Here is a 25,555-nt window from a genome sequence, read left to right on the forward strand (position 1 = left end):
CCAAGGTAGACCCGAGTACCGACAGCATGCGTCGACGATCGGGAGTACCGGTTCCGACCTCAGTCGATGTCGCGGGTGCGGGCCAGAAACCAGCCACCGCCGGCAAGGATCGCTGCCCACAATGCGAGTCCGAGCGGTGCCCACGGCCACGACGCCAGAGTGCCGACACCGTCCAATTGCGCGGCCGCCATCGTCGGCAGGGTCAGGTTCGACGGCAGCACGGTGGCGACCGGTCCCAGGCCCACGCCCGACAGGATCAGCGAGATCACCCCTTCGCCGAACGGCAGCCAGGCGACGAGCACGATGGCCGCCCACGTCGGAGATTTCAGGAGCAGACCGAGCCCTGCCCCGATCATCGACCACAGCACGATTGCCAGCAGACACGACACGACCACACCGATGAACGGGCCGTCGAGGGTCACGGTCCGGTCGTTGAAGATCAGCAGGCAGATTAGGCTGGCCAGCAGTACCACCAGGCCGTATCCGAGTCCGAACAGTGCGGTGACGATGAGTTTGGCGGCGATCACTCCGTCGCGGCCGCGCGCCGTCAAGAAGCTGGTGGTGATGGTCTTGTGTCGAAATTCGGTACCGGCGTTGACTGCACCGAAGATGCCGGCGAACAGGATTGCAGCTCCGGCGGCGACGTAGAGGCCGATGGAGGCGACACCACCCGAGATATCGAGGTCTTCCTCGAACTCACCGAGCTGGTTCGAGATAACCGAGGTGATGACGGATGCGAAGATCCCGACGACGAGCGGTGCAATCGCCAGAGCCCACCAGAACTTCAGTGTGGTGACCTTCCGGATCTCCGAGGTCAGCAGCGCGTTCATCGCGAACCCCCGTTCCAGTTCTGCGGCGGACCGTACCCAGGCGGCGGCGGCCCATACCCCGGATTCGGCGCGTACCCCGGCGGCGGTCCGTAGTTCTGCGGTGGCGCATAGCCCTGCTGATTGCCCTGCGGGAACCCGGGCGGAGGCCCGTACTGGTTCTGACCCAGCGGGGCTGCGGTGTACTGCCCGGCCGTCATCGACAGGAACACCTGCTCGAGGTCGACGTGTTCTGCGGTGGTGCCGAACACCGTGACGCCGGCGTCGGAGGCGATGCGGGAGATCGTGGTCTCGTCGGTGCCGGCGACGCCGATTCGGCCGTCGGGCAGTAATTGGGTGTCGGTGAATCCGTTCGACGCCAAGGCCAGCGCGAGTTTCGCCGGATCCGACGCGGCGACGAGCACGCGGCTGGGGCGAGTCGACCGCAGCTGAGCAATCGACCCCTGGTACATCAACGTGCCGGCGCTGACGATGACCAAGTTGTCGACGGTCTGCTCGATCTCTCGGAGAATGTGACTCGACACCAGAACGGTCCGACCCGAGGCTGCGAATGCTTTCAGGAAGTCGCGTAGCCAGGCGATTCCTTCGGGATCGAGCCCGTTCGCCGGTTCGTCGAGCACGAGAATCTCGGGGTCCCCGAGCAGGGCGGTGGCCAACGTCAGTCGTTGGCGCATGCCCAGAGAGAAGCCGCCTGCTGCTCGACGTGCGGCGTCGCCGAGGCCGACAAGGTTCAGGACGTCGAGGGCGCGGCTGTCGGGTACCCCGATTGCCGAGGTGTAGATCTTCAGGTGGTGCTCGGCGCTGCGCTTGGGGTGCAGGCTCAACGAGTCGAGAACGGCACCGACGGTACGGGCCGGGTGGGTCGCCGAGCGGAACGGAACGCCGTTGACGAGGCCGACGCCGGAGGTAGGGGCGACGAGGCCGAGCAGCATGCGCAGTGTCGTGGACTTGCCGGAGCCGTTCGGTCCGAGGAAGCCGGTGACGGTTCCGCGTGGCACGACGAAGCTCAGCTCCGAGACCGCCCGCACGGTACCGAACTGTTTCGTCAGAGCCTGCGCTTCCAGCGCCGGAGCGGAGTAGCTGGTCATCTGTGCGGTGTCCCCCTGGCCGTCGCTCTACCTCGTGTACCGGTTGCGTGGCGGCAACCGGAACACGAGGTTACGGGGTGTACCCGACAGGCGGGCGGACCCGGTTTCAGCGATGCAGCGCCGCGGCGATCTCCCGGTAGGTCACGAGCGGGTCGGCGTCGTCGGGCAGCGAGTGCAGCGTGACGTGCGACGCGCCCGCCGCGAGGTGCTCGTCGAGCCGCGCTGCGATGGCGTCCGCATCACCGTGCGCGACGAGCGCGTCGATCAGGCGGTCGCTGCCGCCGTCGCCGATTTCCTCGTTCGAGTAGCCGAGCCGATTCAGATTGTTGGTGTAGTTGCGCAGATGCAGGTATGGGTTGTTGACCGGGGGCCGGCCGATCGCGCGGGCCTTCTCCGGATCGGTCTCGAGCACCACCTTGTGTTCGGGGGCCAGAATCTTGTTCGCGCCCAATGCTTCTCGTGCTTCACGGGTGTGCTCGGGAGTGGTCAGGTAGGGGTGCGCGCCTGCGGTACGGCTCGCAGCCAGCGCGAGCACCTTGGGGCCGAGCGCGGCGAGGACACGACGTTCGATCGGTACCCCGGCCTCGTCGAGGCCGTCGAGGTAGCTCACCAGAGCGTCGTACGGCTTGGTGTACTCCTGCGTCGCTTCCGGGTGTCCGGCACCGATTCCGAGGAGGAACCGTCCCGGATGCTTCTTCTCCAACCGGTGGTACGACGCGGCCACGTCGGCGGCTGCGTCGGACCAGATGTTGACGATGCCGGTGGCGACGACGACCGTCTCGGTGGCATCGAGGATCTCTTCGGTCGTGGTCAGATCTGCAGGCGGAGAGCCGCCGAGCCAGATCGTCCCGTAGCCGAACGACTCGATGGCACGAGAGAGTTCGGGGGTGAACGCCGAGTGCAGTCGCCAGACACCGTACTTGCCGAGTTCAGGTATGGAAGTCATGTTGGGTTCCAACGCACCACGCTCGCGAAGATTCCGCGCGTTCTCACTCGTCCGGTTCGATGATGCGGTTTTCCGGGAATCGTGCGGGCGGCGGACCGAAGGCGTCCCGTGCGTTCTTGATGACGCCCTTGCCGACCACCCGGTTGCCCGCGCCGCCGATCGCCGCGCCGATTCCGGCGGGCAGCATCTTGCCGACCAACAGTGCGCTGCGCCTGGCCAGATACTTGGTCACGAACTTCTTGACCAGGGACTTGTTCATGCTCGCCATCGAGCCGCCCGGGATACGCGAGGTGACCAGCGGGCCCCAGTTCTTGGCCGTTTTGCCCACTGTTCGTTGCACGATCTGCATGCCGGATTCACCCAAGGCCACCGAGAGCACCAGGGCGCGTCGCTGCTGGTGGTTCTCGACGGGGATGCCGTGCACGGACGCGACCGACAAGGTCAGTAGTGCCGAGGACTCGATGAAGAAGGCGGTTTCGGCACCGACCGCGGCCAGTGATGCCACCGTGCCGATTCCGGGAACCGCCGCCGCGCCTCCGACCGCGGAGCCGCTTCCGGTGACTGCGAGCAGAAAGCGCTTCTCGAGCCGTTCGATGATCTGGGCCGGGGTGTCGTACGGGTGTGCTCGACGCACATGCGCGACGTATTTGTCGACGGCCGGTCCCTGCAGGCGGCTGGCGTTGTCCAGGATGTTGACCAGGGCTCGTTCGAGCTTGCTGCCACTGGAGATCTCGACCTGCGCGTCGTCGTCCTTGCCTGCCATCGATACCTCTTCCGGTTGCGAGCGTCGGTGACACTCCTGAAGGGAATTACCCGCGAATTCTTTCCTTGCACACGTACCAGGCAATTTAGACTCTCGGTGTGCAGGTTCCTCCGAGCGAGGTGGTCTCCGACGGTGCGCGACGGTTGCCGTGCGCGGCGCTGCGTCCGTTCGTGCGGCCCTACGACGGTTATCTGGCGCGGGGGTTTTCGCCGGGCGAGCACGTAGGGATGCCGGGTCCGTATCTGACGGTGATCGTGGCGATGGAGCCGCGCCTGGAGATTGCCAGGGCTCCCCGTCGGGGTGCGGGCGTGTACGAGACGCTGGCGAGCGGAATCACGACCGCTCCGGTGACGATCGCGCACGACGGTAATCAATCGGGAATCCAGTTGTCGTTGACTCCGCTCGGCTCGCGCGCTCTGCTGGGTGTCCCTTCGGCGGCACTGGGGGAGTGGCTGGTCGGACTCGACGATCTGTTGGGCGCGGACGCGATCGAACTCCGTGAGCGGGTCTGTACGGCACCGCACTGGGCGGCTCGATTCGATGTGGTGGACGAGATTCTGGTGCGCCGCCTTCGGGAGTTCTACGTGGATCCGCGGTTGACCGGGGCGTGGCGTGCACTGACGTCGGATGCACCGCCGCGCGTCGACGAGGTGGCACGCGATATCGGCTGGAGCAGAAGGCATGTGGCATCGAGGTTCGGTGCCGAGTTCGGTGTCGGCCCCAAGGAAGCAGTCCGAATTGCTCGGTTCCATCGTTCGCATCGACGGTTGCGCGATCCGGCCTGTACCGATCTCGCCGCGGTGGCTGCCGAGTGCGGCTTCTACGACCAGCCGCACATGAACCGGGAATGGCGTGCGATGGCGGGGATGTCGCCGACGATGTGGCGCGAGCGTGAGGTGTTCCCATTCGTCCAAGACTCGGTGGACGGCGACGAGGACAGTATCGGTTCATGACGACACATATCTGGCCCACCCTGAAGTACGGCGACGCACGCGGCGCCATCCGGTTCATCGTCGACGTGTTGGGGTTCGAGGAGCGCGCGGTCTACGGCGAAGGCGACCGCGTGGATCACGCGGAACTGCGCTGGCCGCAGGGCGGCGGAGTCATGCTGGGCAGTGTGCGCGACGCGAGTGCCACCGGAGAACTGCCGCCGGGTGTCGGTTCGATCTACATCGTCACCGACGACCCGGACGGCATCCACGATCGCGTCGTCGCGGCGGGCGGCACCGTCACGCAGGGCCTGCGTGACGAGGACTACGGCAGTCGCGGCTTCACCTGTCGCGACGCCGAAGGGGTCTATTGGAGCTTCGGCACCTACTCCGGTGCCTAGCTGTATCTGTCACACCCAGTGCGCGGGCGGAACCAGTTCGTCCGGCTTGGGCGGTGGCGGGGCGGTGCCGTCGCCGAAGGGCGACCCGCCGAGCGATTCGCGCCCGTGCGGTTCGAGCCAGCCGGCCAGGTCCGGTCCCTTCGGCACGATGCCCGACGGATTGATGTCGGTGTGCACCTCGTAGTAGTGCCGCTTGATGTGGTCGAAGTCGACGGTGTCTCCGAATCCGGGGGTTTGGAACAGGTCGCGTGCGTAGTTCCACAGCACCGGCATCTCGGTGAGTTTGTTGCGGTTGCACTTGAAGTGGCCGTGATAAACGGGATCGAAGCGAACCAGGGTGGTGAACAGCCGAACGTCTGCTTCGGTGATGTGGTCTCCTACGAGGTAGCGCTGCGTGGCCAGGCGCTCGACGAGCCAGTCCAGGCGTGCGAACAGCCGGTCGTAGGCCTTGTCGTATGCCTCCTGCGAACCGGCGAATCCGCAGCGGTAGACGCCGTTGTTGACGTCCCGGAACACCAGATCGGCGACTTCGTCGATCTCGCCGTGCAAGGCCTCCGGATACAGATCGGGGGCGCCGTCGCGGTGGTACTGCGTCCACTCGGTCGACAGATCCAGCGTGATCTGCGGGTAGTCGTTGGTCACGACCTCGCCGGTGGGAACGTCGACGATGGCGGGGACGGTGATGCCGCGCTCGTAGTCCGGGAAGCGGGCGAAGTAGGCGTCCTGCAGCCGAGGAATCTGCAGAACCGAGTCGACCCCGCCGGGCTCCTCCTGGAAGTTCCAGCTGCGCGGGTCATGGGTCGGGCCCGGAATGCCAAGGGACAGTGCGTCTTCGAGCCCGAGTAGGCGACGGACGATGATGGATCGGTGGGCCCACGGGCAGGCGCGGGCAGCGATCAGTCGATACCGGCCCGCCTCCACCGGATAACCGTCCCGGCCGTCGGCGGTGATCCGGGTCGGAATGTAGTTGGTGTCGCGCTTGAATTCCTTGCCCGGTTCCACGTATGCGGCGTCATCGGCCATGCTCTCGAACTCCTCACATCGTTCTTGCTCCGGCGCACCGGCAGGTTGACTCGACGCTACCCAGTTCCGAGCGTGCCCAACCGGATCAGGCTCGGACGACGGCGGTGTGGCATACGCCGATGTCGATGTATCCCAACCGCGCGGCGAGGCGTCGGGCAGTGGAGTTCTCGGGGCGCGAGCGCCATTGTGGAATCAGGCCCTCGTCGATGGCGTCGTTGGTCGCCAGCTGCCCGACCACCTGAGCGTGACCCCGTCGGCGATGGTCCGGATCCGTCAGGACCCGCATGTCGGCCAGGATCAGCTGCCTTTCCGAGTAGCCGGCGGTGGCGAGGGACCGCGCCGAGTCCGCCGGTCTGTCGTCGCCGAGCAGTGTGAACCAGTTCCGTGACACCGCCTCTCCGAATGCCTCTGCGACGTCGGCGTCGCTGCACTGCGCCGCGAGGTTGCGGGCATGGACCGCATCGTGGGAGATGAGCGGATCGTGTACGTCGATGGTGTGGCCGATCTCGGACCCGTATGCCAGCGAGTAGGTGTCGATCTCGTAGGGCCCGGCGTGATCACCCAGGAGGGCGGACATCCAGGTTCGGTCCGCCCCTGGCCTGCCGGTGATCGAGCGGGCGGCGTCGAGGGCCCAGGACGGTCCCGCGATCACAGTGGTGCCGGCCAGCTCCAGCACGGTGACGTCGTCTGTCCCGGCGAGATGTTCGACGCGGTCGGCGTCGGTATCGAGTGCCGTGTCGTCCAAGCCGAGCTGCCGGCACCAGGCCAGGCGGACGATGTCGAGTTTGTGGGAGTCGAATCGGCCGGCGTCGAATTCAGAAGGATCCACGTGTCGAGAGTAGCCACGACGCCTGTGGGCGTCGTTTCGGTTTCGCGGTCCAAAAGCAATCTTTCGAACTTTTTTGCCCCCGGTGTATCGCTGAGCGCCGATTGATGGCAGACTCGCATTCGAGATTAGAGCTTCGACGTGAAGATCTAGCTCGCTTACAGAAGGTTTACAGAATGACGCAGGGCAGTGTGAAGTGGTTCAACGGCGAAAAGGGCTTCGGCTTCATCGAGCAGGATGGTGGCGGACCGGACGTTTTCGTTCATTACTCGGAGATTCAGGGTAGCGGCTTCAAGTCGCTCGACGAGGGCCAGCGCGTGGAGTTCGAGGTGGGCCAGGGTCAGAAGGGCCCCCAGGCTACCGGCGTCCGCGCCATCTGATTCAAGCTTCGTAACCCGATTTCTCCTGGTGGTGTGACCTTCTCGAAGTAATCCCCACCAGAAACTCGGTGACAAGGCCGGATACACGGAAGAAATTCCGAGTATCCGGCCTTCGTCTGTTTCAGCGGGATACTGGCCGGTGCCGGTGTCCCGTTTGGCGTTTCTGCCCGGTTTTCGGCAGCTCAGAGGTTTGTCCGGGTTGCGTGACGGACACGCAGGCTCGTATATTCCAACTGGAATAATTCAGTTGGAATAGCGACTCGGGAGATGACGGATGCGACGGGAGGCAGTCAATCCGCTGGGAGTCTCGGTTCTCGCCCTGCTCTCGGAGGGTCCGATGCATCCCTACGAGATGTACCAGCTTCTGTTGGAACGAAAAGAAGACCGAATCGTCAAGATTCGCCCGGGATCGCTGTATCACGCTGTTGCTCGACTGCACGGACAGGAACTGGTCGCCGAGGTCGGAACCGACCGCGACGGCAATCGCCCCGAGCGCACCACCTACGAGATCACGTCCTCCGGCAGGCGGGTTCTCGTAGACCGACTCGCCGAGATTCTGCGTGCCCCGGTGCGTGAATATCCACAGTTCACCCTCGGCCTGTCCGAGATGCACAACCTGCCCGCGTCCGAAGCAACTGCGTTGCTGCGTGCGCGTATCGACGACCTGTCTCGGGAGATCGAGGAACTGTCCGGCTTCCAGCGCCTGGCCGAGGAACGCAGAGTATCCGAAATCTATTGGGCTGGAATCGATTACACCTATCACATGCTCACTGCTGAAGTGACGTGGTTGACGAGCTACATCGAGCGCGTCGACAGCGGCGAGCTCGAGTGGCCGCACCACATCTCCGCACACCACACGAACCCGACTTCGGGAATAGGGAGCGCTACATGAATGCCGTCGAGACTGCCGCCCCGGCGCAGCGCGAGATCAGACCGTGGCCCGCGCTGTGGGCGCTCTGCCTGGGATTCTTCATGATTCTGGTGGACACCACGATCGTGGCCGTCGCGCAACCCGCGATTCTGACCGGGCTGAACACCGACATCAACAACGTCATCTGGGTCACCAGCGCCTATCTCCTGGCGTATGCCGTACCGCTCTTGGTCACCGGTCGAATGGGCGACAAGTTCGGCCCCAGGAATCTCTACATCGCAGGCCTCGTGCTGTTCACCGTCGCGTCCGTGTGGTGTGGGCTGTCCGGTTCCATCGAGATGCTCATCGCGGCCCGCGCGGTTCAGGGACTCGGCGCGGCGATGATCACTCCGCAAACGATGGCGGTGATCACCCGCGTGTTCCCCGCCGACAAGCGTGGAACGGCGATGGGGGCGTGGGGCGCGGTCGCCGGCGTCGCGACGCTCGTCGGGCCGATTCTCGGCGGCGTGTTGGTCGACTCGCTGGGATGGGAATGGATCTTCTTCATCAACGTGCCCGTCGGAATCATCGCAATTGCCTTGGCACTGAAGTTCGTTCCGGTGCTGCCGACCAACGATCACAAGTTCGATCTGCTCGGTGTCGCGCTCAGCGCCATCGGACTCTTCTGCATCGTGTTCGGCATTCAGGAGGGGCAGAAGTACGACTGGGGTATCGGCGTCTGGCTCCTCATCGGTGTCGGTGTCCTCGTGTTCGCCGGGTTCCTCTACTGGCAGTCGGTCAACAAGAACGAGCCGTTGGTACCGCTGGCCCTGTTCCGCGACCGTAACTTCTCGTTGTCCAACATCGGTATCGCCGCAATGGGTTTCGCGACGGCCGGCATGATGCTACCCATCATGTTCTACGCGCAGAGCGTCACCGGTCTGACGCCCACTCGATCGGCATTGCTGTTCGTCCCGATGGCACTGCTGACCGGACTGCTCGCGCCCAACATCGGCAAGCTCGTCGACAAGACCCACCCGCGGTATATCGCCGGCTCGGGACTGTTCATCCTCGCCGCGTCGCTGCTGTGGTTCGCCTACGAGATGACGCCCACGACGGCGATCTGGAAGTTGTTGCTCCCCGTCGCAGCAATGGGTGTGGCGAATGCCTTGATCTGGTCGCCGTTGGCGGCCACGGCAACTCGTAATCTACCGATGAGTCAGGCGGGAGCCGGTTCGGGAATCTACAACACCACCCGCATGATCGGATCGGTTCTCGGTAGCGCAGGTATCGGTGCGCTGATCCAGTCGAGGCTGGCCGCCGAGCTTCCCGCACAGGGATCCGCCTCGGGTGCAAACGAATTCGCCGGACGAGTGCCGGAGATGCTGCGTGACGGCTTCACCGCCGCCATGGCGCAGTCGCTGATTCTTCCTGCCGCGGTGTTGATCGTCGGCATGATCGCGGTCTGCTTCTACGCCCGGCCCGCGTTCAAGTAACCATGTGCGAGTGGAGCCTGCGGAACGACCGCAGGCTCCGCTCACATGCGGCGAAGCCGCTCTACAGCCCCAGGTCCCGGCCGATCAGTTCCTTCATGATCTCGTTCGATCCGGCCCAGATCTTGGTCACGCGAGCGTCTTTCCACGCGCGCGCGGCGCGGTATTCGTTCATGAAGCCGTAGCCGCCGTGCAGCTGGACGCAGTGGTCGAGGATCTCGTTCTGTACCTGCGAGCTCCACCACTTGGCCTTGGCCGCGTCGATGGCGGTCAGCTCACCCTGGCCGTGGGCGGCGATGCAGTTGTCGATGTACGCCTGTGCCACATCGAGTTTCGTGACCAGCTCGGCGAGCAGGAACTTGTTCCACTGCAGCGAGCCGATCTGCTGACCGAAGGCCTTGCGGTCCTTGGCGTACTGCAGAGTCTCGTCGAGAATCGGCCGGACGTGTCCGAGGTTGGCCACCGAGCAGCTGATGCGTTCCTGGGGGAGCAGCTGCATCATGTGGATGAAGCCGCCGTCGAATTCGCCGATCATGTTGGCGCTGGGCACTCGAACGTTCTCGAAGAACAGTTCGGCGGTATCGGATTCGGGCTGACCGACCTTGTCGAGCTTGCGGCCGCGGGTGAATCCTTCGGTGCCGTTCTCGACGGCGAAGAGCGTGATGCCCTTGGCCTTCTTCTCCGGCGTCGTGCGGGTGGCGACGATGACGAGGTCGGCGGAGTTGCCGTTGGTGATGAATGTCTTGGATCCGTTGATGATGTAGTCGTCGCCGTCCTTGACGGCGGTGGTCTTGAGTGCCGCGAGGTCGGAGCCACCGGAGGGTTCCGTCATGGCGATGGCGGTGAGGATCTCGCCGCTGCAGAACCCGGGCAGCCAGCGCTTCTTCTGTTCCTCGGTGGTGAGTTTGACGAGGTAGGGCGCGACGATGTCCACGTGAATACCGAAGCACGACGCCACCGCGGCACTCGAGCGAGCGAGTTCCTCACCGAGAACGGCGTTGAATCGGTAGTCCTCGGCTCCGCTGCCACCGTATTCCTCGGGCACTTCGAGACCGAGGAAGCCGTTGCGTCCCGCTTCGAGCCAGATCTCACGGTCGATGTATCGCTGTTCGACGAGCTTTTCCTCGACCGGTGTGATGGTCCTGGTGACGAACTCGCGTACCGATGCGCGGAAGTCGTCGTGGTCGGACTCGAACAGGCTGCGCTTCACTTACTTGTTCCTCTCGGTAACGGCTAATCATGCGAACAATACTCGTTGGTAACAACGCCCCCGAACACGTGTGGCACTATGCGAGACATGGCTGACGCACCCACTACGCTCGTTCGATCCACCACCGATGCCGGCGCAGAGATCGCTGTGCTCACCTTCGATCACGGTCCGCTCAACCTTTTCGATCAGGCGATGTTCGACGCAGTGGCCGCGAACGTCGCCGAGCTGGTGGCGAATCCGCCGCGTGCGGTGCTGCTGCGCGCCGAGGGCAAGGTCAACTCGGCCGGCGTGGACGTACATGTGTTCCAAGGTCTGAGCGCGGCCAAGGGTGCCGATCTGTGGCGCGGCTTGTTCGCCGATATCGCGCATCCGCTGGAGGCGCTGCCGTGCCCGGTGATCTACGCCGCGCACGGGCTGACGTTGACGGCGGCGTTCGAGATCTCGCTGGCCTGCGACATCATCCTCGCCGGACCCAAGGCGAAGTTCGGTCTCGTCGAGACGGTCGTCGGGCTGACACCGTCGATGGGTGGGCCGCAGCGTCTCGCCGAGCGAGCCGGTTCGGGTCGGGCCCGCGAGCTCGTCATGACCGGGGATCTCTACGACGCGCAGAAGTTGAAGGAGTGGGGTGTGGTCAATCAGATCCACGACGACGTCGATGCCGCGGCACTCGCGCTGACGCACCGGCTGGCCGACGGCCCCACCGTCGCACATGCGGCAACGAAACAGATTGTGGCAGCCTGGCGTTCGGGTGGGATCGCGCACGCAGACGACATCACCTCGGAGGTGTCGGGCGCATTGTTCGAGACCGAGGATCTGCGCGGCGCGGTGACGAGCTTCCTCGAGGTCGGCCCGGGGAAGGCGACGTACACCGGCAAGTAGGATCGTATGAGTGAGTAACGATCAACTGGCCGAACTGCACCTGCACATCGAAGGGTCGCTGGAACCGGCGCTGATCTTCGATCTTGCCGAGCGCAACGCAATCGCGTTGCCCTACAAGGACATCGACGAACTGCAGGCGAAGTACGAGTTCACCGACCTGCAGTCCTTCCTCGATCTGTACTACGCGAACATGGCCGTGTTGCGCACGGCCGAGGATTTCGCAGATCTGGCGCGCGCGTACTTCCGCCGCACCGCGCAGGCCGGGGTGACGCGCGCGGAGATCTTCTTCGACCCGCAGGCGCACACCGAGCGCGGTGTACCCCTCGACGCCGTCGTCGAGGGATTGGCCGACGCGTGCGCGTCCAGCGAGCGCGAATTCGGCGTCACCAGTGGGTTGATCGCCTCGATCCTGCGTGACAAGCCGGTGCTGCATGCCAACCAATTGCTCGACGATCTGCTGGCGATGAAGGCACCGATCATCGGCCTCGGTCTCGATTCCGCCGAGGTCGGCTACCCGCCGTCGCTGTTCGTCGACGTGTTCGCCAAGGCCCGCGCCGAAGGTCTGCACGTGGTGGCGCACGCCGGTGAGGAAGGCCCACCCGACTACATCTGGCAGGCGCTGGATCTGCTGAAGGTCGAGCGCATCGATCACGGCGTCCGGTGTCTGGAGGACGAGGCGCTGGTGAATCGGCTTGTCGAGGAACAGATCCCGCTCACCGTCTGCCCGCTGTCCAATGTTCGGCTCAAGGTGATCGACGACGTCGCGCAGCTCCCGCTTCGACAGATGCTCGAGCGAGGGCTGTCGGTGTCGATCAACTCCGATGATCCCGCTTATTTCGGCGGCTATGTGGACGACAACTTCACCGCCCTCGAAGCAGGCATGGGCCTCACCGCGGACGAGCGGAAGCAGTTGGCGGACAATTCGGTCCGTGCCAGCTTCCCAGCGAGCTAGATCAGGTCGCCGTCACCGAGATCTTCGGGTAGCCGGTCGCTCCGTCGGGGACGGTGTCTGCAGTCTTGTTGGTCTGCAGCTCGCCGGCGGAGTTGGTTGCTCGGGCCCGGATCGCGTGCTGACCGGCGGGTAGATCGAGCTCGATCATCCACTGCCGCCACGTGTCCTTGGAGTACTCCTCCGACAGGGTCGCCGGCATCCAATTGCCCTCGTCCACTTGCACTTCCACGGCCTCGATACCGGTGTGCTGATCCCAGGCGACGCCGGCGAACACCGTCTTCCCGGCGGCGAAGGAGCTACCCGACCGGGGAGTGTCGATGCGGGCGGCGGTCTTGATCGGGCCCAGAACACCCCAGCCACGGTCGGTCCAGTACGCGGTGACCTTGTCGAATCGGGTGATCTCGATGTCGGTGACCCATTTGGTCGCCGAGACGTACCCGTACAGTCCTGGGACCACCATTCGCGCCGGGTAACCGTGCTCCACGGGCAGTGGTGCCCCGTTCATGCCGACCGCCAACAGCGCGTCTCGGCCGTCGAGCAGAACCTCGAGGGGAGTGCCCGCGGTGAAGGCATCGCTGCTCGACGACAGGGCCATGTCTGCGTCGGGTGAGATGCCCGCTTCCTCGAGAATGTCCTTGAGCGGGTAGCCGATCCACGTCGCGTTGCCGACGAGCTCGCCGCCGACGACGTTGGACACGCACGTCAACGTGACTGTCTTCTCCACCGCTTGCCGCTGGGCCAGATCGGCGAACGTCAATTCGATCTCGCGGTCCACCATGCCGTGGATGCGCAGCGACCACGTGTCCGACGCCACCCGCGGCACGACCAGCGCGGTATCGATGCGGTAGAAGTCCTCGTTCGGGGTGATGTACGACGCGAGGCCGTTGATCTGCAGGTCTGCCGCGGCCGGTATCGGCGTTTGCGGGGTGGGGGTCGGAAGCATGAAGCCGAGTCGATCTGCGGTGACGGCTCGCGCCGAGGTGAGCATTCGTCCGGCGGTTCCGGCCACGATGCCCAATACCGCGGCACCGGCGGCGAGCGTCAGGAAGCTGCGTCGGTTCATCCCCTCGGTCGCCGGGGCGGCGGCTCCGATGAGAGCGTGCAGCACGACGATGCCAATGATGACGCCGCCGATGGTGGGGACCGCGTAGAAGGCGGTGGCGTCCGGTCGCGTCACCGCTGCAAGGACGCCGAGTACACCCAGTGCTGCGAACACCACCGCACCGATCGGCTTGCGAGCAATGCCGGCGGCTGCGGCGATAGCACCGATCACCACGGCCATACCGATGAACAGGGCGAGCTTGTCCGAGGTGCCGAACGTGTCGATGGCCCATTCACGGACCGGGGCCGGACTGTTGTCGACGGCCGAGGACCCGACGGCGGTCAGTGGGGACGAGTTCGGTCCGCTGGGGACGGCGATCAGTTCGCCGACGCCGAGGACGACTCCGGCGGCGATGATGCCGGACAACGCGCGTTTTCCTGTACTCACTCGCACCAATGTAAGCGAATCTGTGGTGCGCGGTATTTCGTAGCGGATTACGAGATACCGCTCACAACAGCAGGTGATCCAGGTAGTCGTTGCCGAACAGCCCGTGCGGGTCCACGGAATCGCGGATGCACACGAAGTCGTCGAAGTGCTCGTAGGTATCGCGCAGCTCCGTACTACCGAGGGAGTGCAGCTTCCCCCAGTGCGGTCGGCCGCCGACGCTCCGGCAGATGGATTCGACGGCGTCGAAGTAGTCGCGGTGATCGCGGCGGTGGTATTGGTGCACGGCGATGTAGGCCGTCGGGCGTCCGTAGGCCGTGGAGAGCCAGATGTCGTCGGCGGCGGCGAAGCGCACTTCCACCGGGAACGCGACGGTCGTCGAAGACCGGTCGAGCCAGCGATCCACCTCGCCCAGCACCCAGCCGATCTCGGCTGCCGGCACCGCATATTCCATCTCGACGAATCTGACGGTGCGCGAGGATGCGAACACCCGGTACGAGCGGTCGCTGTACTCGCGAGCCGACAACGCCCGGGCCGAGACCGCGTTCAGCCGCGGGATCACGGCAGGCATGCGCGTCACCAGGCGGTTGAGGCCCTCGAACACCGTGTTGGACAGCAACTCGTCGTCGAGGTAGGAACGCACCTTCCCCAGCGGACGCAGTACGGCGTCACCGGGCAGGCGGGTGTTGCGTTTGGTCAGCACTCGGTCGGTGTGCGGAAACCAGTAGAACTCGAAGTGGTCGGTACCCGCGACGGTGGCGTCGAGCTCGGCGAGGGTGGCCCGCAACGTCGATGGCTCCTCGACGGCAAGCAGCGCGAAGGCCGGCACGCAGTCCAGCGTGACCCTCGTGATCACGCCGAGTGCACCGAGCCCGACGCGGGCCGCGTCGAACAGCTCGGTGTTCTCCTCGCGAGAGCACTGCACCAGCTCACCGTCTGCGGTCATCAGTTCCAGCGCGTGCACCTGGGTGGCGATGCCGCCGAAACGGGCTCCGGTTCCGTGCGTGCCCGTGGAGATCGCGCCGGCGACGGATTGTTCGTCGATGTCGCCGAGGTTGGTCATGGCCAGCCCGAGGTCCCAGAGCCCGGCGGTCAGCTCGCGCAGCCGAGTGCCGGCGAACACCGTCACCCGGGCGCCGCCGTCGTCGTCGCGGACCACCGATTCGATCCCGCGCACCGCGTCGAGGCCGATCTGAACTCCGTCGGTCACGGCGATCGGAGTGAAGGAGTGACCGGCTCCGACGCATCGCACCGACCGTGCTGTATCCACGGCGTTCCGTAGAACCGTACGCAGCTCGTCCACCGACGACGGTTCGGCTCGAAGCACCGGAAATGCGTGTTGATTACCTGCCCAGTTCTCCCAATGCCGCTCGACCACCGCATCACTATCCCACCCCCGAAACAAAACCTCAGGTCGTTCCGGCATGGGCATACGGCGGCACAGACGGTGGCCGCGCCCTAGTATCGGGTGATGCAAGCGAGGCTGCCCGCGGATGTGCGACGCGCACAACTGGTGCAGGCGGCGATCGACGTCGCCGAGCGGGTGGGTATCGAGTCCCTGACGGTGCGCGCGCTCTCGGAGTACGCAGATGTCACCAAGGGCATCGTGCAGTATCACTTCGAGACCAAGCAGGATCTGGTGATCGCGATGGGGGAGCACCTCATCGTCGACGTGACGGAGATCCTCCACGCCGCACTGGACAGCGCCGTCGGAACTCGAGAATTGCCCGGAGTTCGCGGTCTGCGAGAGCTGGTGCACGGCGGACTGAGCGCGGTGTGGTTCTTGATCGAGAAGTCGCCGGATCGGCAGTTGCTCGCGTACGAGATCAAGACCTACCTGCTTCGGCATCGAGCGCTCGGGTCGGCCACCGCCGCCGAAATTGCCAACGGTCAGTACCGCATCCGGGACTCCGAGGCCCGGTTGTTCTTCGAGAAGTGCTCCGATCACACCGGCACGAGATGGCTCGAGCCGGTGGAGTCGATCGCGCGTTTCGGGATGGCCACTCTCGACGGGCTGGTGCTGCGGTGGCTGGTCGACGGCGACGACCTCGAGGTGCTGGCGCAGATCGACGACCTGTCCGGGCTGATCGCGGGCAAAGCCCTGGACCGGTGAGCACTCGCCGGGACTTCTCGGCTGCGGAGTGTTTGACTGTGTCGGCCCGGCCACGACGACGAAGGAATGTTGACGTATGAGTTCGATCGCCGGTGTCGTCACTCCCGACACGACACCACTGTCTCGCATAGCCGCTGCTACCGAGAGTCTCGAATCTCCATTGGCTGCAGTCGATTCGGTTGCTCTCGACGCCAATGCGGCGGCGCTGCGAGCGCGCGCGAAGGGCGTGCCGATTCGGATCGCCAGCAAGTCGGTTCGCTGCCGAGCCGTCCTCGATCGGATCCTGGCAACCGACGGCGTGAGCGGGGTCATGGCGTACTCGCTGCGTGAGGCCGTGTGGCTTGCGCGTCACGGAGTCGACGACATCCTGATGGGGTATCCGAGTGTCGACCGCACCGCCCTCGCCGAGGTGGTCAACGACCGGGTTCTGTCGGGTCGCATCACCCTGATGGTCGACGACGTCGCGCAATTGGACATCGTGCGCGACGCCACCGGTAGCGATCTTCTCAAGCCGCGTATCTGTATCGACGTCGATGCCTCGCTGCGGATCGGGCCGCTGCACATCGGGGTCAGGCGTTCTCCGCTGCGCGATCCCGAGCAGGTGGCCGCCTTCGCGCGGGAGGCGCAGTCGCGCGGGTTCCGGGTCGTGGGTCTGATGTTCTACGAGGCGCAGATCGCCGGCGTGCCCGATTCCAACGTCGCGGTGGAATGGATGAAATCGTTCTCCGCCCGCGAGATCTCCGGCCGCAGAACGGCAGTGGTGGAGGCAGTGACTGCGGCGGTGGGTCACCTGGAGATCGTCAACAGTGGTGGTACCGGGTCGATCGATTTCTCGGCGGCCGATCCGGTCGTCACGGAGGTCACCGCCGGGTCGGGTCTGTTCGCGCCGACGCTGTTCGATCGCTATCGCACGTTCTCGGCCGAACCGTCGCTGTTCTTCGCGCTGCCCGTGGTGCGCAAGCCGACCCCACAGATCGCGACAGTGTTCGGTGGTGGCTACATCGCGTCGGGTCCGGCGTCGGGATCTCGATCGCCGCGGCCGGTCGCGTGGTCGAAAAAGGCTGCCGGCGTGGTCACGTCGGGATTGAAGCTCCTGCGTAACGAGGGTGCGGGTGAGGTGCAGACCCCGGTGAGCGGCGCCGACGCGGTGCAGATCGGCGATCGTGTCTGGTTCCGGCACGCGAAGGCGGGCGAGCTGTGCGAGCGATTCGACACCCTGCACCTGGTGCACGCCGACGGGTCCGTGGAGGCGGTGCCCACCTATCGCGGCGAGGGCATGGCCTTCGGCTGAATTTCGTTCTCGCACAAGCTCATGAACGTCCCGAGGGTGATTAGTCCGGCCGGCGTCGACGGTAGGTACTGCGTCAGTGCTCGCGACCGGATCAGGATCGCGGCCCATTGACCGCGTGAGACGGCGACGTTGAGACGGTTGCGCGAGAGCAGAAAGCCCATGCCGCGTGGCACGTCCTCGATCGCCGACGCGGCCATGGAGATCAACACCACCGGTGCCTGTCGGCCCTGGAATTTGTCGACGGTTCCCACCGAGACGTCGTCGAGGCCGGCCGCTTGGAGTCGCTCGAGGATGACGGCGACCTGAGCGTTGTAGGCCGCGACGACCAGGAAGTCGGATTGCCCCAGCGGGCGTACGCCGTCGAACGATGCGGGGTCGGTCCACGAGCGACCCAGGAGGCCCTGTACTCGCGCGACGATCTCGTCGGCTTCTTCCGCCGAGTCCGTGGAGTTACCGTGGTGGTCCACGAGGACGACGTGCAGGCCGGGATCCAGCCCCGACAGCGAACGAGCCCGAGTGACAGCTTCGTTGGACTGCAGTCTGCCCTCGTAGGACAGCGCCGAGACGGGCGCGCACAGATCCGGATGCATCCGCCATGTCGTGGCCAGAAAGTACCCGCGATCCGTGGGCAGCGTCGGGTGTCCGTCGGCGATCCAGCCCAGGGCGGATTCGTCGACGGGTTCGGGGTGGGTCCCTTGGCTCACCTGCGGCAACTGCGCCGGGTCGCCGAGCAGCAGCAGGTTGCGTGCCGAGACCGCCACGGCGATGGTGTTGGCCAGCGAGAACTGTCCCGCCTCGTCGACGACGAGCAGATCCAGGGCCTCGCGCGGAATTCGGCCGGGGTTGGAGAAGTCCCACGCGGTGCCGCCGATGACGCAGCCCTCTTCGGCGTCGGTCACGAAGCGGGAGTAGTCCGTGGGTTCGACGACTGTGTGGGTGGTCGGGGCCTTCTTGCCCACCTTGGCCGGGTCCACGCCGGCCGCCACGACGGTGTCGAGCAGATTGTTCACCACGTGATGGGACTGGCCCACCACCCCGATGCGCCAATGATGGACATCGACCAGCTCGGCGATCACGCGCGCGGCGGTGTAGGTCTTTCCGGTCCCCGGTGGGCCCTGCACAGCCACGTACGAGTTGTTCAGATCCAGTAGCGCTGCGGTGACCGCTGCTGCGTAGTTACTCCCCTGTACCTCGGGAAGGCCGGTACCGGAACGGGTTCGGGGCGCAGACAACGTCAGCAGATCGGCGACGGCCGTCCGCGGAAGGTGCGGTAGGGCGGCACCGACCGCAGTGGCCACGGCGGTGATCGCCTCCTCGAGATACTTGGTCGCCGGCGGCGGTTCCGGTGCCGTCGCCATGGGAAAGTCGGTGTATTCGGTGACGCCCTTGCGGAGGTTCTCCTGCACCACGACCACGTCGAGGGTGCCCTCGTAGCCGGACTCCACGATCTCGACCGACGTGGTCGCCCGGTGATGCGGCTGTTGCTTCGGCAGCCCTTTCGGAGCCGGTTCGTCGTACAGGAGTTTGACTTTCGAGCCCGAGAGCACGCCGTTGCTCAGATGCCCCAGCAGCTTGATCTGTCGTCTCAGTACTCGCTGCGTGGGTGCCGTTTTCTTCCAGTCGTGCACCAGCTCGGCGCGTTCGACCTTCAAGACGTCCGCCGCATCGGGCCACTCGTCCATCGGATGCGTCAGTCGATCGAAGTGAGCCCACCAGAACGGCTTTCGTTCGCGGCGGTGGTAGCCGATGGCTCCGGCGAACAGGGCCACGGCCTGCTGCGTCGCAGTGCGGTCCCACGGTAGGCCCGCATACTCGGCAAGTTCGAGTTCCAGCGGGCTCGCGGTGTCGGAGGCACTGTTGTCCAGGTCGAGCTCCGGGTTCACCCGCGGTGTCACACCGGCGTCCGATGCGCGTTCGAGCAACCAGTCACGCAGTCGCAGAGTCGATTCGCAGTCGGTACGGTTGTATTCGGCAATGTCCGCCAGCAGAGCGGCGGCCTCGGTGTCCTTGCCCTGATCCCGGAGATCACACCAGTTCGCGTATTCGACGATCGACGCGGCGGCGTCGGTGACGTCTCCGCCGCGCGCGGCGGGCATGTACAGCGGTTCGAGCTTCTTGATGCTGTAGGACCGCGCTCCGATGCGCACCGCCGACCGCACGACGGGATACAGGTCCACCAACACGCTGTCCCGCAACAGGTTGTCCACGGCGTCTTCGCCCACTCCGTACCGCCCGGCCAGACGCAGCAGCGCGGTCTTCTCGTAGGGCGCGTAGTGGTAGACGTGCATGTTCGGGTAGTCGGCGCGGCGTGCGGAGACGTAGTCGAGGAAGTCGATCAGTGCGCGGCGTTCCTGCGCGCGATCGTGCGCCCAGAACGGACGAAAGTCGCCATCGGCGGTGTAGACGCCGAACAGGTACTCGAGCCCCCATTCCGTGCTTCCGGCCTCCGCCCACAACGGGTCGCCCTCGAAGTCGAAGAAGATGTCGCCCGGATCGGGTTCGGGGATCACCCCGAGTGCGTCGGCGTCGAAGATCTCGAATTCGGCTGCGCCGCTGCGTTCCTGGCGTACCTGAAGCGCGGCCTGGGCGCGCAGGCTCGCCGCGGTGCGGGTGGACATCCCGTCGACCGTTCCCGTCGACGCCGCCAGCTCGTCCACCGTCGTGATTCCCGCGTCGAGTAGCTTCTCCCGCGTGCTCGCGCGCATGCCTGCGACGAGAACCAAATCTCGGTGCTGCTCCACTTCGACCGTGCAGGCCTCGCACTGTCCGCATCCGGAGTATCTGGAATCGAACCAATCGACGACGGTGCCCTCGGCGTGGTGCTCGTCGAGAATGTGTTGCAGATGCTCGCGCGACTGCCGGTAGACCGGAAGGATCTCGGTGAGCGAGTGCGCGGAGTCGCTGCCGTCGCCGAGCATCAGGTGCACCTGATCGCTCGGGGTGACTCCGCCGGCCTGCAGTGCATCGGCGTAGGCCGCCAGTTGCAGCAACGCCGGCACCTTCGCGTGCCGCGACAACTTGGTGTCGTACACGCCGTAGCCGGGACCCTCGGCCACCAGAAAGTCGCAGAAGCCAAGGAATCGGCCGTCGAAGAAGGTCGCCTGGTACACCACGGGCGTGCGCGCTGTCAGTGCGGTGAATGTTGCCCAGGCGGCGTCCGCCAACTCCTGGGCGGTGCGTCCCGGTCGGTCCATCGTCAGGACGCCGCCGGGGTGACGCTGCTCGAAGGCCGCCAGTTGACGCCGTTCGTGCTCGAATCCGAGTGCGGAGGTGCGATCGAGCATGGGGTCGGGTTCGGCGACAGCGCGGGGAATCAGTCCGGTCAGTCCGTCGAGTCGGCGGAGCAATGCGAATTCGCAGGACGCTGCTGCTGCGAGGTCGCTGGCGCTGTAGACGACCCGATCGCCGAGGAGGAACACAACTGCCCACCCTAGCCATCGACGACAGCGGCGCCGGTCACGTTGCGCGCGGATGCCGACGAGAGGAGGCAAAATGATCGAATGCCATTTTTCGACGGAGCCACCGGTGCTGTCCATTACCGAAACTGGACCGTTCCCGATGCTCGTTTCGGTCTCGTGTTCCTCCATGGTCTCGGTCAGAACAGCGGTCACTATCACCGGTTCGCCCGGGTTCTGAACGGACGAGGAGTGGACGTGTGGGCGGTCGATCATGTCGGCCACGGTCTGACCGAAGGCGAGTTGACCGACGCGGCTCAGATTCCTGGCCTGGCTCAGAATGCACTTCAGCTGCTCGATATCGCCGAGGCAGAGCATCCCGAATTGTCGTTTGCGCTGATGGGGCACTCGCTGGGTGCGGCGACGGCCATTGCCGCCCTCGGCGCGCATCCGGAAGCCGTCCGGTGCGCCGTGCTGTGCGGCACCCCGAAATCCGTGACGGGTGCCTCCGACGACCTCTCCGACAACGTGATCCCGATCCTTGCGGTTCACGGTGTCGACGACCGCCTGGCTCCGATCGACGCGGTACGCGAGTGGATCGACGGCGTGCCCGACGCGTCCCTGCGCGAGTTCGACGACGGCGGTCACGACCTGCTGCACGAGAAGATTCACCTGCAGGTGACGCTGGCGGTCGCGGAGTTTCTCGACGAGCACATGTCCTGACCCGAGAGCCGAGAAAGGGCCCGACGCGAGACGATCGCGTCGGGCCCTTCCGGTATCGCTCGGCTCTACGAGTAGATGGCCTCGATGTCGCTGCCACGCTCGGAGTGGATGATGTTGCGCTTGAGCTTCATCGTCGGGGTGAGCTCCCCGGTTTCGACGGTGAAGTCGTTCTCGAGGATCGTGTACTTCTTGATCTGCTCCGGGTTCGAGACCTTCTTGTTGGCCTCGGCCACGGCCTTGTCGATTTCAGCGACGAGGTCGGCGTTCTTGGACAGTTCCGAGAACGGGATGTCGGCGGAGAGGTTGTGGCGTTCGAGCCAACCCGGCATCGCCTCGGGGTCGAGGGTGATCAGGGCACCGATGAACGGCTTGGCGTCGCCGACGACGAGGCACTGGCTGATGATCGCGTTGGCGCGCAGGGCGTCCTCGAGTACTGCGGGCGCGACGTTCTTGCCGCCTGCGGTGACGATGATTTCCTTCTTGCGGCCGGTGATCGAGACGAAGCCTTCCTGGTCGATCGCGCCGAGGTCACCGGTGTGGAACCAGCCGTCGACGATCGCTTCGGCGGTGGCCTTCTCGTTGTGCCAGTAGCCGCTGAACACCACCGGGCCCTTGAGTAGCAGTTCGCCGTCCTCGGCGACCTTCACCGAGTGGCCGTCGATGGGCTTGCCCACGGTGCCGACGCGCTGTTCCTTGGTGGTGTTGACGGTGACGGCCGCGCTGGTTTCGGTCAGTCCGTAGCCCTCGTAGACCGGGACGCCTGCGCCGCGGAAGAAGTGGCCGAGGCGAGCGCCGAGGGGGCCACCGCCCGAGACCGCACGGTCGCAGTTGCCACCGAGGGCAGCCCGCAGCTTGGAGTAGACGAGCTTGTCGAAGACGGCGTGCTTGAGGCCCAGTACCAGGCCTGCGCCGCCCTTCTCCTGGGCTTCGCTCCACTCGATGGCCGTCGCGGCGGCCTTGTCGAAGATGCTGCCCTTGCCGCCGTCGTGTGCCTTCTGCTTGGCCGAGTTGTAGACCTTCTCGAACACGCGCGGCACCGAGAGAATGAAGTTCGGCTTGAAGACGGCGAACTGATCCACCAGGGTCGATACGTCCGAGGTGTGGCCCACGGTCACCTTCGACTCGAACGAGCCGAACGACACCGCGCGGGCGAACACGTGCGCCATCGGGAGGAACATCAGGGTGCGGTTGCCCTCGCGCATGGAGTCGTGCAAGGCGATCTGGGTGGCCTGGACCTCGGCGTAGAAGTTCGCGTGCGTGAGCTGCACGCCTTTGGGGCGGCCGGTGGTGCCCGAGGTGTAGATCAGGGTGGCAGGGGACGCGGCGGTGACCTGGTGCCGACGGGTGTGCACGTCCTCGTCGCTCACTCCCGCGCCGCGGGTGGTCAGCTCGTCGATGGCACCGCCGTCGATCTGGAGTACCTCGCGCAGATCCTGGGCACCTTCGGTGACCTCTTTGAGGGCCGACGCATGCTTCGCGGTTTCGACGACGAGCAACTTCGTCGCCGAGTCCTCGAGGATCCACTGGGCCTGGTCGGCCGAGGAGGTCTCGTAGATCGCGACGGTGCATCCGCCCGCAGTCCAGATGGCGTAGTCGAGAACGACCCATTCGTATCGCGTCGCGCTGAGAATGGCGACACGGTCACCGAGTTCGATGCCCGATGCGATCAGGCCCTTGGCCACCGCGGTGACCTCGTCGGCGAACTTACCTGCGGTGATGTCGGTCCAGGTGCCGTTCACGAGGCGCTGGAACGGTACGAGGTTCGGCGATTCCTTTTGGTACCGGAAGACGGTGTCGGCCATGGAAGCGTCGTCGGGAATGGTGAACGACGCCGGCACAGAATATTCGCGCACTGCTGGACCCCTTACGGATAAATAGCGTGGTAGTTGTGCATTTCATCACATCCCGGTCCGTAACGCACCACCGAGGTTGTCCGGTTTGCGAAATTTTGGGCCAATTTCGGCGGAGGTGAGTGTGACTCGGAGTACAACATAACGGTGTGCGGTCGTACGTCTCCGTCGGGACACCGACGTGCGGCCGCTCGCACCTGTCGCTACCGCCGCTGTTTTCGTCACCTGATCAGCGCAGAAGGAGTCGTGGGGGCCGAGCAGGTACTAAACTCGGTTGTATATGAGCACTTCAGAATCTGATCAGGATGCCGCCGTGACGTCTGACGAGACGAGTTCGCCCCCTCCCGTCCCCGCAGGCGAGTCGCCTTCGACGGCGGATGACGACATCACTTTTGCCGATCTCGGTATAGACGAGCGGGTCCTGAAGGCCCTGCGGGACGTCGGCTACGAGAGCCCGTCGCCCATTCAGGCGGCCACGATCCCACCCTTGATGGCGGGTAACGACGTCGTCGGCCTGGCCCAGACCGGTACGGGTAAGACGGCCGCGTTCGCGGTGCCGATCCTGTCTCGTCTCGACGTCTCGCGTCGAACGCCGCAGGCCCTGGTGCTGGCACCGACGCGTGAGCTGGCACTGCAGGTGGCCGAGGCGTTCGGCAAGTACGCCACCCACATTCCGGGTCTGCACATCCTGCCCATCTACGGCGGTCAGGCGTACGGCATTCAGCTGTCCGGTCTGCGCAAGGGCGCGCAGATCATCGTCGGCACCCCCGGCCGCGTCATCGATCACCTCGAGAAGGGCACCCTCGACCTGTCCGGTCTCGAGTACCTGGTGCTCGACGAGGCCGACGAGATGCTCAAGATGGGTTTCCAGGAGGACGTCGAGCGCATCCTCTCCGACACTCCCGAGTACAAGCAGGTCGCGTTGTTCTCGGCCACGATGCCGGCTGCGATCCGCAAGATCTCCAAGCAGTACTTGCACGATCCGGTGGAGATCACCGTCAAGACCAAGACGTCGACGGCACCGAACATCACTCAGCGCTACGTCCAGGTGGCGCATCAGCGCAAGCTCGAGGCGCTCACTCGTATCTTCGAGGTCGAAGAGTTCGAGGCCATGATCATGTTCGTGCGCACCAAGCAGGCCACCGAAGAGCTTGCCGAGAAGCTGCGCGCACGGGGATTCTCGGCCGCCGCGATCAACGGCGACATCGTGCAGGCTCAGCGTGAGCGCACCATCGGTCAGCTCAAGAATGGTCAGATCGACATTCTGGTGGCCACCGATGTGGCGGCTCGTGGTCTCGACGTGGACCGGATCTCGCACGTCATCAACTACGACATCCCGCACGACACCGAGTCCTACGTGCACCGCATCGGACGTACCGGCCGCGCCGGCAGAGCCGGTCAGGCTCTGTTGTTCGTCGCACCGCGGGAGCGCCACCTGCTCAAGGCGATCGAACGTGCGACGCGGCAGCCGATCACCGAGATGCAGTTGCCCAGCGTCGACGACGTCAATGCGCAGCGAGTGACGAAGTTCAAGGATTCGATCACCGAGAGCCTCGGCAACGAGAATCTGGCTCTGTTCCGTCGTTTGATCGAGGACTACGAGCGCGAGCACGACGTGCCCTTGGTCGACATCGCGGCAGCGCTGGCCATCCAGTCGCGCGACGGCGAAGCCTTCCTGCTCAAGCCGGAGCCGCCTGCCCCGCCGCGGGCACCGCGCGAGCCCCGTGAGCCGCGGCCGCCGCGCACGTTCGACGAGGATGCGGCCAGCTCGCATCACCGGAAGACCGGCCAGGAGATGGCCACTTATCGCATCAGCGTCGGCAAGCGTCATCACGTGGCCCCGGGGGCCATCGTCGGTGCCATCGCCAACGAAGGTGGTCTGCGTCGAAGCGACTTCGGGCACATCAGCATTCGACCCGACCATTCGCTCGTCGAGTTGCCGGCCGATCTCGCCGATGAGACGGTCGAGGCGTTGCGACGCACCCGCATCAGTGGCGTGCTGATTCAGCTGCAACCCGACTCCGGTCCCCCCGGACGCAGTGGTGGTCCGCGCGGCGGCGGGAAGTACAAGGGCAAGCGCTGACGCACGACCCGCCGGCTCGAGCGTTTGGTGGCTCATGCCTCGGGTAT

At 65.2% G+C, this 25,555-nt stretch carries 22 protein-coding genes; 11 read left to right on the plus strand and 11 right to left on the minus strand.

Going from position 1 to position 25,555, the window contains the following annotated elements:
- Positions 1 to 59: 59 nt before the first annotated feature.
- From ACFI9K_RS14955 to ACFI9K_RS14970, 4 genes are all read right to left on the minus strand, one after another.
- The gene (locus ACFI9K_RS14955; RefSeq protein WP_462664215.1) at positions 60 to 830 is read right to left on the minus strand and encodes an ABC transporter permease; all 771 of its coding nucleotides are present in this window, start codon (positions 828 to 830) and stop codon (positions 60 to 62) included.
- A complete protein-coding gene (locus tag ACFI9K_RS14960; protein ID WP_462664216.1) occupies positions 827 to 1,915 on the minus strand; it encodes an ABC transporter ATP-binding protein in 1,089 nt (362 codons plus the stop codon). The genes ACFI9K_RS14955 and ACFI9K_RS14960 overlap by 4 nt, the downstream gene beginning before the upstream one ends.
- A gap of 106 nt (positions 1,916 to 2,021) precedes the next feature.
- Positions 2,022 to 2,861, minus strand: a complete 840-nt coding sequence (locus ACFI9K_RS14965) for an LLM class F420-dependent oxidoreductase (protein WP_462664217.1) — start codon at positions 2,859 to 2,861, stop codon at positions 2,022 to 2,024.
- 43 nt (positions 2,862 to 2,904) lie between these two features.
- Positions 2,905 to 3,624 (minus strand): hypothetical protein, encoded by a 720-nt coding sequence (locus ACFI9K_RS14970; RefSeq protein WP_222093598.1) that lies wholly within the window; start codon positions 3,622 to 3,624, stop codon positions 2,905 to 2,907.
- A gap of 98 nt (positions 3,625 to 3,722) precedes the next feature.
- Between ACFI9K_RS14970 and ACFI9K_RS14975 the strand changes: the two genes are divergently transcribed.
- Together ACFI9K_RS14975 and ACFI9K_RS14980 are read left to right on the plus strand one after the other, a co-directional pair.
- Positions 3,723 to 4,577, plus strand: coding sequence for a helix-turn-helix domain-containing protein (locus tag ACFI9K_RS14975; protein ID WP_462664218.1), 855 nt, complete (start codon positions 3,723 to 3,725; stop codon positions 4,575 to 4,577).
- The gene (locus tag ACFI9K_RS14980) at positions 4,574 to 4,954 is read left to right on the plus strand and encodes a VOC family protein (protein ID WP_462664219.1); all 381 of its coding nucleotides are present in this window, start codon (positions 4,574 to 4,576) and stop codon (positions 4,952 to 4,954) included. Before ACFI9K_RS14975 ends, ACFI9K_RS14980 begins: the two co-directional genes overlap by 4 nt.
- A gap of 9 nt (positions 4,955 to 4,963) precedes the next feature.
- Here the strand turns inward: ACFI9K_RS14980 and ACFI9K_RS14985 are convergent, their stop codons facing one another.
- Positions 4,964 to 5,977, minus strand: coding sequence for a glutathione S-transferase family protein (locus tag ACFI9K_RS14985; protein ID WP_462664220.1), 1,014 nt, complete (start codon positions 5,975 to 5,977; stop codon positions 4,964 to 4,966).
- An 85-nt stretch (positions 5,978 to 6,062) separates the two neighbouring features.
- A complete protein-coding gene (locus tag ACFI9K_RS14990) occupies positions 6,063 to 6,806 on the minus strand; it encodes a GNAT family N-acetyltransferase (protein ID WP_462664221.1) in 744 nt (247 codons plus the stop codon).
- A gap of 173 nt (positions 6,807 to 6,979) precedes the next feature.
- Between ACFI9K_RS14990 and ACFI9K_RS14995 the strand changes: the two genes are divergently transcribed.
- The 3 genes from ACFI9K_RS14995 to ACFI9K_RS15005 all read left to right on the plus strand — a co-directional run bounded on the left by ACFI9K_RS14995 (position 6,980) and on the right by ACFI9K_RS15005 (position 9,529).
- On the plus strand, positions 6,980 to 7,183 hold the full coding sequence (locus ACFI9K_RS14995; protein WP_008714360.1) for a cold-shock protein: 204 nt from the start codon (positions 6,980 to 6,982) through the stop codon (positions 7,181 to 7,183).
- Positions 7,184 to 7,457: 274 nt separating this feature from the next.
- Complete coding sequence (locus ACFI9K_RS15000; RefSeq protein ID WP_462664222.1) at positions 7,458 to 8,075, plus strand: PadR family transcriptional regulator; 618 nt, start codon at positions 7,458 to 7,460, stop codon at positions 8,073 to 8,075.
- Positions 8,072 to 9,529: a DHA2 family efflux MFS transporter permease subunit gene (locus ACFI9K_RS15005; protein WP_462664223.1), complete on the plus strand. Its 1,458-nt coding sequence runs from the start codon at positions 8,072 to 8,074 to the stop codon at positions 9,527 to 9,529. The genes ACFI9K_RS15000 and ACFI9K_RS15005 overlap by 4 nt, the downstream gene beginning before the upstream one ends.
- Positions 9,530 to 9,590: 61 nt before the next feature.
- Here the strand turns inward: ACFI9K_RS15005 and ACFI9K_RS15010 are convergent, their stop codons facing one another.
- Complete coding sequence (locus tag ACFI9K_RS15010; protein ID WP_222093591.1) at positions 9,591 to 10,736, minus strand: acyl-CoA dehydrogenase family protein; 1,146 nt, start codon at positions 10,734 to 10,736, stop codon at positions 9,591 to 9,593.
- Positions 10,737 to 10,823: 87 nt separating this feature from the next.
- On the opposite strand from ACFI9K_RS15010, the gene ACFI9K_RS15015 reads away from it, so the two are divergent.
- Together ACFI9K_RS15015 and ACFI9K_RS15020 are read left to right on the plus strand one after the other, a co-directional pair.
- On the plus strand, positions 10,824 to 11,615 hold the full coding sequence (locus tag ACFI9K_RS15015; protein ID WP_462664224.1) for an enoyl-CoA hydratase/isomerase family protein: 792 nt from the start codon (positions 10,824 to 10,826) through the stop codon (positions 11,613 to 11,615).
- Between the two features lie 10 nt (positions 11,616 to 11,625).
- On the plus strand, positions 11,626 to 12,567 hold the full coding sequence (locus ACFI9K_RS15020) for an adenosine deaminase (RefSeq protein ID WP_462664225.1): 942 nt from the start codon (positions 11,626 to 11,628) through the stop codon (positions 12,565 to 12,567).
- 1 nt (position 12,568) lies between these two features.
- On the opposite strand, the gene ACFI9K_RS15025 is transcribed toward ACFI9K_RS15020, so the two are convergent.
- Together ACFI9K_RS15025 and ACFI9K_RS15030 are read right to left on the minus strand one after the other, a co-directional pair.
- Positions 12,569 to 14,056, minus strand: a complete 1,488-nt coding sequence (locus ACFI9K_RS15025; RefSeq protein ID WP_462664226.1) for a molybdopterin-dependent oxidoreductase — start codon at positions 14,054 to 14,056, stop codon at positions 12,569 to 12,571.
- 61 nt (positions 14,057 to 14,117) lie between these two features.
- Positions 14,118 to 15,431 carry a D-arabinono-1,4-lactone oxidase gene (locus tag ACFI9K_RS15030; protein WP_462664227.1) on the minus strand — a complete coding sequence of 438 codons (1,314 nt, stop codon included), beginning with the start codon at positions 15,429 to 15,431 and terminating at the stop codon, positions 14,118 to 14,120.
- Positions 15,432 to 15,524: 93 nt separating this feature from the next.
- On the opposite strand from ACFI9K_RS15030, the gene ACFI9K_RS15035 reads away from it, so the two are divergent.
- On the plus strand, positions 15,525 to 16,166 hold the full coding sequence (locus ACFI9K_RS15035) for a TetR/AcrR family transcriptional regulator (protein ID WP_462664228.1): 642 nt from the start codon (positions 15,525 to 15,527) through the stop codon (positions 16,164 to 16,166).
- 76 nt (positions 16,167 to 16,242) lie between these two features.
- Positions 16,243 to 17,457, plus strand: a complete 1,215-nt coding sequence (locus ACFI9K_RS15040) for an alanine racemase (RefSeq protein WP_462664229.1) — start codon at positions 16,243 to 16,245, stop codon at positions 17,455 to 17,457.
- Here the strand turns inward: ACFI9K_RS15040 and ACFI9K_RS15045 are convergent.
- Positions 17,427 to 20,876, minus strand: a complete 3,450-nt coding sequence (locus tag ACFI9K_RS15045; protein ID WP_462664230.1) for a TM0106 family RecB-like putative nuclease — start codon at positions 20,874 to 20,876, stop codon at positions 17,427 to 17,429. The genes ACFI9K_RS15040 and ACFI9K_RS15045 overlap by 31 nt on opposite strands.
- An 81-nt stretch (positions 20,877 to 20,957) precedes the next feature.
- Between ACFI9K_RS15045 and ACFI9K_RS15050 the strand changes: the two genes are divergently transcribed.
- A complete protein-coding gene (locus ACFI9K_RS15050; RefSeq protein ID WP_462664231.1) occupies positions 20,958 to 21,575 on the plus strand; it encodes an alpha/beta hydrolase in 618 nt (205 codons plus the stop codon).
- Positions 21,576 to 21,640: 65 nt separating this feature from the next.
- Here ACFI9K_RS15050 and ACFI9K_RS15055 read toward each other — a convergent pair whose 3' ends face one another.
- Positions 21,641 to 23,428, minus strand: coding sequence for an AMP-dependent synthetase/ligase (locus tag ACFI9K_RS15055; protein WP_462664232.1), 1,788 nt, complete (start codon positions 23,426 to 23,428; stop codon positions 21,641 to 21,643).
- Positions 23,429 to 23,705: 277 nt separating this feature from the next.
- Between ACFI9K_RS15055 and ACFI9K_RS15060 the strand changes: the two genes are divergently transcribed.
- Complete coding sequence (locus ACFI9K_RS15060; protein WP_462664233.1) at positions 23,706 to 25,508, plus strand: DEAD/DEAH box helicase; 1,803 nt, start codon at positions 23,706 to 23,708, stop codon at positions 25,506 to 25,508.
- Positions 25,509 to 25,555: the final 47 nt, after the last annotated feature.

Source organism: Rhodococcus sp. PSi06, from assembly GCF_054960675.1.

Excerpts from the sequence above, each read along its gene's own strand:
- ACFI9K_RS14970 (WP_222093598.1), bottom strand. The coding sequence starts at position 3,624 with ATGGCAGGCAAGGACGACGACGCGCAGGTCGAGATCTCCAGTGGCAGC.
- ACFI9K_RS14985 (WP_462664220.1), bottom strand. The coding sequence starts at position 5,977 with ATGGCCGATGACGCCGCATACGTGGAACCGGGCAAGGAATTCAAGCGC.
- ACFI9K_RS14980 (WP_462664219.1), top strand. The coding sequence starts at position 4,574 with ATGACGACACATATCTGGCCCACCCTGAAGTACGGCGACGCACGCGGC.
- ACFI9K_RS15050 (WP_462664231.1), top strand. The coding sequence starts at position 20,958 with ATGCCATTTTTCGACGGAGCCACCGGTGCTGTCCATTACCGAAACTGG.
- ACFI9K_RS14965 (WP_462664217.1), bottom strand. The coding sequence starts at position 2,861 with ATGACTTCCATACCTGAACTCGGCAAGTACGGTGTCTGGCGACTGCAC.
- ACFI9K_RS14995 (WP_008714360.1), top strand. The coding sequence starts at position 6,980 with ATGACGCAGGGCAGTGTGAAGTGGTTCAACGGCGAAAAGGGCTTCGGC.
- ACFI9K_RS15015 (WP_462664224.1), top strand. The coding sequence starts at position 10,824 with ATGGCTGACGCACCCACTACGCTCGTTCGATCCACCACCGATGCCGGC.
- ACFI9K_RS14960 (WP_462664216.1), bottom strand. The coding sequence starts at position 1,915 with ATGACCAGCTACTCCGCTCCGGCGCTGGAAGCGCAGGCTCTGACGAAA.
- ACFI9K_RS15040 (WP_462664229.1), top strand. The coding sequence starts at position 16,243 with ATGAGTTCGATCGCCGGTGTCGTCACTCCCGACACGACACCACTGTCT.
- ACFI9K_RS15035 (WP_462664228.1), top strand. The coding sequence starts at position 15,525 with ATGCAAGCGAGGCTGCCCGCGGATGTGCGACGCGCACAACTGGTGCAG.
- ACFI9K_RS15060 (WP_462664233.1), top strand. The coding sequence starts at position 23,706 with ATGAGCACTTCAGAATCTGATCAGGATGCCGCCGTGACGTCTGACGAG.
- ACFI9K_RS15000 (WP_462664222.1), top strand. The coding sequence starts at position 7,458 with ATGCGACGGGAGGCAGTCAATCCGCTGGGAGTCTCGGTTCTCGCCCTG.
- ACFI9K_RS14955 (WP_462664215.1), bottom strand. The coding sequence starts at position 830 with ATGAACGCGCTGCTGACCTCGGAGATCCGGAAGGTCACCACACTGAAG.
- ACFI9K_RS15005 (WP_462664223.1), top strand. The coding sequence starts at position 8,072 with ATGAATGCCGTCGAGACTGCCGCCCCGGCGCAGCGCGAGATCAGACCG.